The organism is Mucilaginibacter sp. P1_D10, assembly GCF_056406215.1.
This window is the reverse complement of record NZ_JBFUAP010000013.1, coordinates 39,534-51,472: the sequence shown is the minus strand read 5'-3', so window position 1 is coordinate 51,472 and position 11,939 is coordinate 39,534. Positions and strand designations below refer to the sequence as shown.

Sequence of the window (11,939 nt, the reverse complement as noted above, 5' to 3'; positions counted from 1 at the left end):
TAACTGTCTTATTGGAGGGAGGGCGATGCTTATAAATTTCCAGGTTTTATTTTATAGAAATGTTAGAAAATCAGTTGTAATTGACCCATCCGGGAAAGGTTTATATGCCGGTTTTGCCCCGCCGCCACCGTCGTAAATTTGTTAAAAAATTGCAAAAAAAACCGCTTTTTTCCGTGTTTTTCGGAGCTTTTTCGGTGTTTTTCGTGCTTTTTATGGCCTTTTCTTTGAAAATCCAAAAACGGCCAAATTTGCATGGAATGGCTGTTTTTGGCAAAATCCGGCGTTTATGGACCGAAAAAAATTTCCAACTTTTTCCAGCTTTTGCGCGGATTTCAGCTATAGATTTCCAGGAAATTCCAGCTTTGTTTTCTGTGGAAAGCGCGTTATTACACCACACCCCATCCCCTCAAATATTTTCCATTTTTTCTTTTAATTGCTAATATTTTTAGCATAACTTTACATCCCCCAACCAGGTAGCGGATGCAGGCAACTAAAACAGATATCATCAGTAAGCTGCGCAAAGATATTTTGCAATGGGAGGGTTATAAGCCGCCCCCACCCGGCACGCATGGGCTGATGGGGTTGGGAGAGGTAGAGGCGGCGTTCCCCAACGGGGTGTTCCCGGTGGGTACGGTGCATGAAATGGTTTGCGGCAATACCGGGCAGGCCGCAGCATGCGGCGGCTTTGTTACGGGCCTGTTATCGGTACTGATGCAGCATGGCGGGGCCTGCCTGTGGGCCGGCCTCTCGGGCAATTTGTTCCCACCTGCCCTCAAAGCTTTTGGGGTAGAGCCCGAGAAGGTCATCTTCGTGCATTTGGCGCAGGATAAAGATGTGCTGTGGGTAATGGAAGAAGCGCTGAAGTGCGAGGGCCTGTCGGCTGTGGTGGGCGAGGTAAGGGAGATAGATTTCAAGCAATCGAGGCGCTTGCAGCTGGCCGTAGAGCAAAGCCGGGTTACGGGTTTTGTATTGCGCAACCAAAGCCGTAAAATGAGCAGTACGGCCTGTGCCGCCCGATGGCAGATAAGGCCCCTGCCCAGCGAACCGCACGATGGCTTGCCGGGCCTGGGCTACCCGCGCTGGCAGGTAGATTTGCTTAAGGTACGTAACGGGCAGCCCGGTAGCTGGGTAATGGAATGGGCCGATGGCCGCTTCTTAGTTGCCGAAAAGCCGGCATTGGAGCAACAAGTATTAATGATGGGATAGTGAGATGGAAAAACGTTATATGGCCATATGGTTTCGCCATTTGCTAACAGATTGGCTGGCACTGCGCCGGCCCGAGCTGAAGGAGCAGCCTTTTGTGATAGCCGCCCCCGAGCGTAATCGAATGACCATTACCGCCGCCAGCCCCATTGCCGAAGCCGAGGGCATTCATACCGGCATGGCTGTGGCCGATGCTAAAGCCTGCTCGGCAGGCTTGCAGGTGATAGACGAGGTTGCGGGCAAGGCCGCAAAATTACTGCGGCAATTGGGCCTATACTGCATCCGGTACAGCCCCATCGTAGCGGTAGACCTGCCCGATGGCTTGCTGCTGGATATATCGGGCTGCGCGCACCTGTGGGGCGGCGAGCGCGAGTATCTTAAAGAGATAGTGAATAAATTAAGAGCCAGCGGTTACGATGCGCGGGCCGCCATTGCCGATACGGCAGGTGCCGCCTGGGCGGTATCGCGCTTCGGCAAAACCACGCCTATTATAGCCCCGGGCAAACATGCCGATGCCTTACTGGCCTTGCCGCCTGCCGCCTTGCAGCTGGATAGCGCCAATCTGCAAAAACTGCAGAAGCTGGGCTTTTACCAATGCCGTATGCTGATGGAAATGCCACGCGCGGTTTTGCGCAGGCGTTTCGGCGAGGCTTTTATGCTGAAGATGGAGCAGGCATTAGGCATACAGTTGGAAGTTATTAAGCCATTGCTTGTGCCGGTGCCTTACCAGGAACGCCTGCCCTGCCTGGAGCCCGTGAAGACGGCCAAAGCCATAGAGATTGCCATAGAAAATTTGCTACAAATATTGTGCGGCAAGCTGAAAGCCGATGGCAAGGGCGTGCGCAAAGCCGTACTGAAATGCTACCGCATAGATGGCAAAATGGTGAAGGCCGCCATCAGCACCAACCGGGCCAGCTACAGCGTAAGCCACCTGCAAAAGCTATTCGGCTTGCAGATAGATAAGATAGAGCCGGCCCTGGGCATAGAATTGTTCATAATGGAAGTGCCCCGGGCCGAGGAGGTGGACCAGGTGCAGGAATCGTTATGGGCGGCAAACCCCGGCCTGCAGGATACCTCGCTGGCCGAATTACTAGACCGGTTGGCGGGCAAGGTTGGCCCGGCTGCCATAAAGCGTTACCTGCCCGTTGAGCAGCACTGGCCCGAACGCTCGGTAAAGCTGGCAGAATCGCTTACGGAAAAGCCCACTACTGCCTGGCGTACCGATAGGCCCCGGCCCCTGCGCTTATTGCCCCAACCCGAGCCTGTTGAGGTAATGGCCGTACTGCCCGATTATCCGCCCAAAGTATTCACCTACAAAGGCAAGCGCCACGTGGTAGATAAAGCCGATGGCCCCGAACGCATAGAACGCGAATGGTGGCGCGATGAAGGCGAACACCGGGATTATTATGCGGTAGAAGATACGCTGGGGCAGCGTTACTGGCTGTTCAGGCTGGGGCATTACGATGCCGCCCCAAGGTGGTTTATACATGGTTATTTCGCTTAGCTATGGCATACGCAGAATTACAGGCAACCAGCAATTTCAGCTTCCTGCGGGGAGGCTCGCACCCGGCCGAACTGGTGGAGCAAGCTAAGGTTTACGGTTATACAGCCATCGCCATAACCGATCGTAACACCTTATCGGGCATAGTGCGGGCGCACATGGCCGCAAAAAAAGCCGAAATGCGGTTTATCCCCGCCTGCCGGCTGGATTTGCTTGATAGCCCCGGCCTGCTGGCCTACCCAACCGATAGGGATGCCTACGGCAGGCTTTCGGCATTGCTTACCATGGGCAACCTGCGCGCCGATAAAGGCGACTGCCATTTATACAAACAGGATGTTTACGCGCACAAGGAAGGCATCAAATTCATCGTAGTCCCGCCCGATGCGTTAGGCAAAAATTTTGATTACGACGATGCCTTTAAACTTGCCCTTGCCGAATATAAAAAGCATCTCGGTACAGAACTGTACGTAGCCGCCACCCGCTCATACAATGGCGACGATGCCAAACGCCTGCACCGCCTGGCTCAATTGGGCGTGCCCATGGCCGCCGTTGGCGATATACACTACCACGAACCCGGCCGGCGGGAATTGCAGGATGTACTCACCTGCATACGCGAAAAATGCACCATCCACACCGCAGGGTTCAGACTGCACCAGAACGCCGAGCGTTTTATGAAACCGGTTGATGAGTTGCAGCGGCTGTTCCGGGCATACCCTGAAGCGATAGAAAACGCCCTCCAAATTGCGGAGGCCTGCAATTTCTCGCTGGATACCCTCAAATACATCGAACCGGAGGAAGCCATAGTGAATGGGCAAACCCCGCAGCAGCGTTTGCGGCAGCTTACGCTGGAGGGGGCAGGGCAGCGCTATGGCGTGATCCCCGCGAAGGTTTCTGAACAGATAGATTTTGAACTGGACTTCATTGAGCGGCGCAAGCTGGCACCTTATTTTTTGCGGGTGTATAAGTACACGCAAAAGGCCGAAGAACTGGGCATACTGCACCAGGGGCGGGGTTCGGCCGCCAACTCTACGGTTTGCTATTGCCTGGACATTACAGCGGTAGACCCCATGAAATCACGGCTGCTGTTCTCGCGTTTCATGTCTGACGCGCGCGACGAATGGCCCGATATCGACGTGGATTTCGAGCATGAGCGGCGCGAAGAAATCATCCAGTTCATCTACGAAGATTACGGCCGCGACCGCGCCGCCATCGTGGCCACCGTAACCCAGGAACGGCACCGCGGCGCCATACGCGATGTTGGCAAGGCCATGGGCCTGTCTGATGATACTATCAAACGCATCGGCGCAACCATATGGGATTTCAGCGAGGAAGGGTTCGACGAAAAACGCCTGCGCGAACAGGGGCTTAACCCGCAAGAGCCGCTCATCTATAAAGTGCTGGAACTTACCACCCAACTGATGGGTTTCCCCCGGCAGTTGGGCCAGCATACGGGCGGCTTTGTGATTACCGATGGCAAAATATCAGACCTATGTCCTTTGATGAACGCACGTATGGAAAATCGCACCCAGGTAGAATGGAACAAAGACGATTTGGAGGACCTGCAGATACTGAAGGTAGACGTGTTGGGCCTGGGCATGCTCACCATGATACGCAAGGCTTTCGACCTGGTGCTGAAGCATTACGGAAAAAAACTGACGCTGGCCAACATCCCGCAGGATGATGACCTGGTTTATGATATGATTTGCCGCGCCGATACCATTGGGGTTTTCCAGATTGAGAGCCGCGCGCAGATGTCGATGCTGCCGCGCTTAAAGCCTCGGTGCTTTTATGATCTGGTGATTGAAGTAGCCATTGTTAGGCCCGGCCCCATACAAGGCGACATGGTGCACCCTTATCTTCGCCGCCGCGATGGGATAGATAAGGTAGAATACCCCTCCAAAGAATTGAAGGAGATTTTGGGGCGAACGCTTGGTGTGCCGCTTTTTCAGGAGCAGGCCATGGAGATTGCCATCGTTGCTGCAGGTTTTACCCCTGCAGAGGCCGACCAGTTGCGCCGTAGCATGGCCACTTTTAAAGCAAAAGGATTGGTGAGCGATTTCCGTAAGAAACTGGTGGATGGGATGATGGCAAAAGGTTATGAAGAGGATTTTGCAGGGAGGATATTCAGGCAGTTGGAGGGTTTTGGTAGTTATGGTTTCCCCGAGAGCCACGCTGCATCTTTTGCCTTGCTGGTGTATGTATCATCTTGGCTGAAGTATTATTACCCCGATGTTTTTTGCGCGGCCTTGCTAAACAGCCAGCCTATGGGCTTTTACCAACCCGCCCAGATCGTGCGCGATGCGCAGGAGCATAAGGTAATTGTATTGCCTGTAGATGTAAATTATTCTGAATGGGATAATACGCTGGAACGGCAGCAGGAGAGCGGGGGATTTACCGTGAGGCTGGGGTTCAGGCAGGCCAAGGGCCTGCGGGAGGACGATATGCAGGCGCTGGTAGCCATGCGGCGGAATGGCTATAAGCATATAGACGAGTTGCGGGCCGCAGGCGTACCGGAGGCCGCGCTGGAGAAACTGGCCGATGCCGATGCCTTCCGCTCTTTAGGTGCAGATCGCCGCCGGGCTTTGTGGGAAGTAAGCGCCCTTGGCGATAGGCCCATCGGCTTGTTCGACGGGCAGCTATCAGAAACCTTGCACGAACTGCAGGTGCAGCTGCCCCAGGTTACTGAAGGCGAGCACGTGGTGCAGGATTACGCGTCTACCGGCTTATCGCTCAAAAACCATCCCGTTGCATTGGTAAGGGCAAGGCTTGCCGCGCTACGCAATATAAAAGTATGCGATATTGCTAAGCGTAAAGATGGGGATGTGGTGGCTATTGCCGGCCTTATTACGGTAAGGCAAAGGCCGGGTACCGCCAAAGGCGTTTTGTTTATGACGCTGGAAGACGAAACAGGATCGGCCAACCTGGTGGTGTGGGAAATGCTGTTCGATAAATACCGTAAGGAAATCATCCAGTCGCGCTTGCTGATGGTAGAGGGCAAATTGCAGATCGCTAACGGCGTGACGCACCTGGTAGTGCACCGTTGCTATAACCTCACGGCCCTGCTCACGGCATTGACGGATATCCACCAGGATAACCTGCCCCTGCCATCGCGCGCCCGCGCCGATGAAACCACCTCGCCGGCTGCGGATCCCCGGGCCTTCCATAAAGGGCGGAATTTTAGGTAGGGGGGAGGGGCATGCGTCTGAGGCGCAAGTCGTCTCCCCCGTATGTGTGTGGCTGCCGATCATCCCGCCGGCAATACTTCAGGCAGGCTATTTGCGTTGTTATATCCTATCGTATCCCCGGTTAAAAATATTTTATTTATTTAATTTTTTTTGGGAAAATCCATTACCTTAGAAATCTAAACTTTAATCATAATCGTTTAAAAAACAGTCGATAGACCCCCTTCTGATATCCGGTTATCCCGATTAAAGCATTCTGTTTAATAAAAAAATAATTATACCTGTTACTATGGCGATCAATTTACAAAAAGGGCAAAAAATTGACATTGGCTTATCTAAAATAAGCGTTGGCCTGGGCTGGAACCCTAACGAGGGTACAGGCTTCGCGTTCGATTTGGATGCTTCTGCCTTTATGATAGACGATAAACGGCTGATACCGGCCGAAGAGTTTTTTGTGTTTTACGGCAATGCCGACTCGCCCGACGGGGCCCTGCACCACTCGGGCGACGACCCTACCGGCGGAAACAGCGATGGCGGCGACGACGAAAGCATCTCGGTAGATCTGGCTAAGGTAGATGCCCGGATAAACGAGATATTATTCGTAGTTACTATACACGAAGCTACCGAACGCAGGCAGAACTACGGGCAGGTGAGGGATTCGTATATCCGAATAGTAGATGAAGCCAATGGTACCGAAATTGCCAAATACGAACTGGGCGAAGATTTTTCTATAGAAACCGGGGTAGAATTCGGCAGGTTATACAAGCGCGCCGGCAGTTGGAAATTCGAAGCATCGGGCATAGGGTATAAAAAGGACCTCGCCTATTTCCTGGGCAAGTATTTCAACGGCCAAATTATCAAATAAACCTCTGGCCCCGGGTCAAAAGGGCTTATCATGCAACCATAAAAAACCTAAACACATGGCTATAAATTTGCAAAAAGGGCAGACGATAGATCTGCGGAAAAACGACAAAGGTGGGGACATCGACCTTTCGACCGTAACTATCGGCCTGGGCTGGGACGTAAGGCAAAAAGAAATCGGGTTTTTCGGGAAGTTATTCGGCAACGATAAACAGGAAGAGTATGACCTGGATGCGATTGCCTTTTTGCTGGATGCTAACGGCAAGGTGGCAGATATGGGCCGCAAGGTAACAACCAACGCCGGGCGCCAGATAAACCTTTACGAGGGCGATATTATCTTCTTCAACTCCATGCGCCACCCATCGGGGCATATTTGGCTCACCGGCGATAACCGCACAGGAGCGGGCGATGGCGACGACGAGCAAATCATCGTGAAGCTTAACGATCTTAGCCCCAAATACGATAGGATACTTTTTTTGGTAACCATATACCAGGGCAAGACCAATAACCAGCACTTTGGTATGGTAGATAATGCTTTTATAAGAGCGGTTGATAACAAAGGCATCGAAATTGCCAAATACAGCCTGTCGGGCGATGCCACCTATAACGGCATGTGCGCCATGACCTTTGCCGAACTTTATCGCAAAGACGGGTACTGGAAATTCCGCGCCATAGGCGAACCGCACAGTACCGATAATTTTGTTGAATTGCTTAAGCGCTACCTTTAATACCTGCACAACCATACCTAAAAAAGATTGATACCATGAGGAAACTACCCGTGTACCTGTTGCTTGATACCTCCGGATCGATGACCGGCGAACCCATCGAGGCCGTAAAAAACGGCGTCCAGGTGATGATTGGCTCGCTTCGCCAAAACCCGCAGGCTATAGAAACTGCTTTCATCAGCGTTATTACCTTTGATAGTACGGCAAGGCAGGTTGTGCCTTTAACCGATCTGGCGGCTTTCCAAATGGTTGATATAAAAGCCAGCGGCACCACTGCTTTGGGTGCCGCCTTAGATCTGGTAAGCAACTGCATAGATAAAGAGGTAGCCAAAACCACGCCCGAGCAAAAGGGCGATTGGAAACCCCTGGTGTTCATCATGACGGATGGCAACCCTACAGATAACTGGCAAAGCGGCCTGGCAAACTTCAAAAAGCACAAAGTGGCGTTTACCATAGCCTGCGCTGCCGGCCCCGCTGCCGATACCAGCATATTGAAAAAAATTACCGATAATGTGGTGGGCCTGGATACGGCCGACAGCCAGAGCATAGGCAAGTTTTTTACCTGGGTAACCGCCTCTATAGGCGTAAGCTCGGTAAAAGTAGAAGACTCGGGCAAAGAAGTAACCGGGCTTAACGAATTGCCCCCGCCACCATCAGAACTTACCATTATAGTTTAAACAAACCTGCTGATTGCCGGGTTAATTTGATGCCATGAGAAGATTACCCGTATTTTTTTTATTGGATACCTCCGGATCCATGTTCGGCGAGCCGATAGAGGCCCTGAACAACGCCTTGAGCGGTATGATAAGCAGCTTGCGCACAGATCCGCAGGCGGTAGATTCGTTGTGGATAAGCATCATCACCTTCGATAGGGACGTGCAGGAGGTAGTACCCCTTACCGAGCTGGTGAATTTTCAGCTGCCCGAGATAGTTTGCCCCCGTAGCGGGCCAACCCATACCGGCCAGGCCCTGGAGATGCTTTACCAAAAAGTGCAGGCCAGCGTGCACAAAGGCACCGCCGACCGCAAAGGCGATTGGAAGCCGCTGCTGTTTCTGTTTACGGATGGCAAACCTTCGGATCTGCAGTTGTACCACCAAATGATACCCAAGATACAATCGCTCAACTTTGGGGCCATAGTAGCCTGTGCGGCGGGCCCATCGGCAAGCGACGTGCTATTGAAGGAACTAACGCCCAGCGTGGTGCATTTAGATAATGCCGATAGCAACACGCTTACCCAATTCTTCAGATGGGTATCTGATACTATAGAGCAAGGAAATAAAAGCATGGGTACTGCCGAGGGGGTGAGCCTGCCGCCGCCGCCGTCAGAAATCCACCTTATCGTGTAAGCCGATGGATGTAAAATTGATAGGGCACGACCTTAAATGCCTGCATGTAGTGCTTGATAAAGGCGAGAAGTTTTTTCTGGAGCGGGGCGCAATCATCTATTACGAAGAAGGGATAACCACTACGCTGAACATGATGGGCAGCGGCGTTGGCGGGGTAATAAGGCGCACCCTATCCGGCGAGAGCCTGTTTATGGTAGAGCTTGCCAACCATGCGCCGGTGCCCAAAAAAGTGGCGCTGGCAGGCAAGGTGGGTCTGCTGCCAATCAATTTAAAAACAATGCCTCAGGGCATCGTTTGCAAGGCCGGTGCCTATGTTGCATCGTCGGGCAAGGTGGATATCGATTTCAAGTTCAATATCACATCGTTCATAGGCGGCTCGGGGCCGCTGATGCAGAAGCTTACAGGCTATTGTACGGTTTTTTTGGATGCCATCGGCAGCCCCATAACCCTCGACCTTAAAGCAGGCGAAACCATATATGCCGACGAGAAAAGCTTCATAGCGATGGGCGCGGAGATGCAAAACCAGTTATCGCCGCATTTCTCGGGCACCAACCTGCTTGGCGGCGAGGGGCTTTCGATGATGCGGATTACAGGGCCCGGCACGGTTTATATCAGTTCGGTAAATTTTAGATAAGCAAAAACATACAGCAATGAGACGTTTACCCGTATTTTTTTTGATCGATGTTTCCGAATCGATGGTTGGGGAGCCTATCCAAATGGTAGAAGAAGGCCTGAGCGAAATTATACAGTCCCTTAAGGCCGATCCATACGCCATGGAAACGGCCTGGGTATCTATCATCGTATTTGCAGGCGAGGCCAAAACCATAGTGCCTTTGCAGGAAATAGTAAGTTTTTATCCGCCCAAATTCCCTATTGGTAGCGGTACCTCCCTAAGCAAAGGGATGGGGCAGTTGATGTTCGAATTGCGGAAGAATATCGTAAAAACCACCTTCGAGCAAAAAGGCGATTGGAAACCGCTGGTATTTTTATTTACCGACGGCGTACCCACGGAAGACAGCTCGAAAGCCATTGCCGAGTGGAGGGCCAATTGGAAAGCAACCGCCAACCTGGTCGCGATATCTATAGGCGACGAAACAGACAACAACCTGCTTGCCCAGCTTACCGACAATGTGCTATCGTTTAAGAACACCAGCGGCAAGGCCTACAAGCAGTTTTTTAAATGGATAACAGATTCTATCAAAACAACCAGCGAGAGCGTAGAGAACAACGGCTCGGGCTTTGAGCTTGCCGGGGTGGATGGCGATGTAGTGAGCACTATAGACCTGACCAAAAAGCAACCGGCCCCGCGCCATACCGATAGCAATTTTGCCGTGTTGCCCGCAAAGTGCAGCAACACCAAACGGCCTTACCTCATTAAATATAAGCGCAACCTGCGCGAGAGCGGGCTGGAAGGCCTGGGCCTGGCTACCTTGCGTTACAAACTGGTGGGCGCTTACCAGGTTGACAGCAGTTACGAGGAATTATCAGACGGGCAAGGAAACGTAGCCAAAATAAACAGCAGCGAACTGGAGGGCTACCCTTACTGCCCCAGTTGCGGCGACCCTTATGGCATTGCCATGTGCATGTGCGGCAAAATACATTGCATAGGCGAGCAGGAATACAATACCTGCCCATGGTGCAACGTGCAGGCATCTTACACCGCCGGAGACGGAGATTTTGATATGGGGAGGGCACAAGGCTAAATCATATGACAGACGCAGCCGATTACCTGAGGAAATTATTCAAGAACAATAACATTGCGGTAAACGCTAACCGCGTGGATCATTTCGCCAGGTTTAGCGAAGCGGAAGCCAGCAAGCACGCGGTAACCCAAATAGTCGAAATCCAAAGAAAGCTTATGAAAGATTGGAACATGGTGAACCGGATAAATGATATTAAGGAGCAAGCCCTTTCTATCCCCAACGCAACGGTGCATAAACCATACAGTGCAGTGCTGGATTTGAATGCGCTGAACTGGAAAGATATAACCCACCTATCTTTAGAACACAACGATTTAGGTTTGGAGTACGATGAGGCCACCAACACCATACATGGCTTGCCTGCCAAAAGCGGCGACTTTAAGATTTTGCTGAAATTTGAGTTGCAGGGCCAGGATGAAAGCGCGAGCCCCAACTATAAAAAGATTTCGCTGGTTATCAACCCGGATCCGCGGTCGCTGTGGAAGAATATCGACAGCAATCGGGCCGACCCTTACTGGAAGGAAGATAATGTGGACATTGCTGCCGTATTAGGTGCCAAACGCCTGGTGGCCGCATCAAAGCGGGGGCGGTCTCACGCTACCGTAGGCTCCTTTAGGGATGATGATTTTGCTTTTAAATATTTCGGGGAGAGTGGTTGGTCGTTAGTTGCGGTTGCAGATGGTGCCGGCAGCGCGCGCTTATCCAGGTACGGCTCTTTAATTGCCTGCAGCGAAGCCGTAAATTACTTTAGCGAGGCAGTAGATAAGGCCGAATTTGCGGAATTAGATACCCTGATTGCCGAGTATAACAACAACAAAAACGATGCCGGGGTAGAGCAGGTGCTAAGCAAGCGTTCCTGCGAGCAGCTCGGTGCCGCCGCATGGCACATCCATAAGAAGTTGGAGGATGCGGCACTTGCGAACGACGCACCGCTTAAAGATCTGCATACCACGCTTATTTTTACCTTGTTCAAAAAATACGACTTCGGCTTCGCAATATTAACCTTCGGCGTGGGCGATTGCCCCATCGGCCTTATCGGCAAGGGCGGCTCATCGGCCACGTTGATGAACTGGCTGGACGTTGGCGAGTATGGCGGCGGCACCCGGTTCATGACCATGCCCGAAGTATTCGCCAGCGACAAGTTCTACACACGGTTCGGTTTTAAGCTTGTAGAGGATTTTGAATACTTGTTTATGATGACCGATGGCATTTACGACCCCAAATTCGTGGTAGAAGCAAACCTGGAGAGGCAGGAGTGCTGGGACGCTTTCATTGCCGATTTGCGGGGCAATAACCCGGGGGGCGATAAGGTGGGCTTTGAGGATGGCAACGCTGATGTATCGGCGCAGTTGGCTTCGTGGATGGATTTTTGGAGCCCCGGCAATCATGACGACAGGACGTTGGTAATTATTTATTAGGC

The 11,939-nt window shown here is 52.1% G+C and carries 11 protein-coding genes; all 11 read left to right on the top strand.

Translation table 11 applies throughout. The features are described 5' to 3' along the window. The first annotated feature begins 80 nt into the window (after positions 1–80). The 11 genes from AC1DYT_RS19945 (at position 81) to AC1DYT_RS19895 (ending at position 11,937) form a co-directional block, all read left to right on the top strand. Positions 81–440 carry a hypothetical protein gene (locus AC1DYT_RS19945; protein ID WP_477471283.1) on the top strand — a complete coding sequence of 120 codons (360 nt, stop codon included), beginning with the start codon at positions 81–83 and terminating at the stop codon, positions 438–440. A gap of 40 nt (positions 441–480) precedes the next feature. Then, a complete protein-coding gene (locus tag AC1DYT_RS19940) occupies positions 481–1,206 on the top strand; it encodes an ImuA family protein (RefSeq protein WP_477471282.1) in 726 nt (241 codons plus the stop codon). Between the two features lie 4 nt (positions 1,207–1,210). Then, positions 1,211–2,707 carry a Y-family DNA polymerase gene (locus tag AC1DYT_RS19935; protein ID WP_477471281.1) on the top strand — a complete coding sequence of 499 codons (1,497 nt, stop codon included), beginning with the start codon at positions 1,211–1,213 and terminating at the stop codon, positions 2,705–2,707. Positions 2,708–2,709: 2 nt separating this feature from the next. Continuing rightward, a complete protein-coding gene (locus AC1DYT_RS19930; RefSeq protein WP_477471280.1) occupies positions 2,710–5,889 on the top strand; it encodes an error-prone DNA polymerase in 3,180 nt (1,059 codons plus the stop codon). A 286-nt stretch (positions 5,890–6,175) separates the two neighbouring features. After that, positions 6,176–6,751, top strand: coding sequence for a TerD family protein (locus AC1DYT_RS19925; RefSeq protein ID WP_477471279.1), 576 nt, complete (start codon positions 6,176–6,178; stop codon positions 6,749–6,751). Between the two features lie 55 nt (positions 6,752–6,806). Beyond that, the gene (locus tag AC1DYT_RS19920) at positions 6,807–7,475 is read left to right on the top strand and encodes a TerD family protein (protein WP_477471278.1); all 669 of its coding nucleotides are present in this window, start codon (positions 6,807–6,809) and stop codon (positions 7,473–7,475) included. 35 nt (positions 7,476–7,510) lie between these two features. Beyond that, a complete protein-coding gene (locus AC1DYT_RS19915) occupies positions 7,511–8,149 on the top strand; it encodes a vWA domain-containing protein (RefSeq protein WP_477471277.1) in 639 nt (212 codons plus the stop codon). A gap of 34 nt (positions 8,150–8,183) precedes the next feature. Beyond that, positions 8,184–8,819: a vWA domain-containing protein gene (locus AC1DYT_RS19910; protein WP_477471276.1), complete on the top strand. Its 636-nt coding sequence runs from the start codon at positions 8,184–8,186 to the stop codon at positions 8,817–8,819. 4 nt (positions 8,820–8,823) lie between these two features. Then, positions 8,824–9,453 carry an AIM24 family protein gene (locus AC1DYT_RS19905; protein ID WP_477471275.1) on the top strand — a complete coding sequence of 210 codons (630 nt, stop codon included), beginning with the start codon at positions 8,824–8,826 and terminating at the stop codon, positions 9,451–9,453. 16 nt (positions 9,454–9,469) lie between these two features. Further along, positions 9,470–10,522 (top strand): TerY-C metal binding domain-containing protein, encoded by a 1,053-nt coding sequence (locus tag AC1DYT_RS19900; RefSeq protein ID WP_477471274.1) that lies wholly within the window; start codon positions 9,470–9,472, stop codon positions 10,520–10,522. Between the two features lie 5 nt (positions 10,523–10,527). Further along, entirely contained in the window at positions 10,528–11,937 is a 1,410-nt protein-coding gene (locus AC1DYT_RS19895) for a PP2C family serine/threonine-protein phosphatase (protein WP_477471273.1), read from the top strand. Positions 11,938–11,939: the final 2 nt, after the last annotated feature.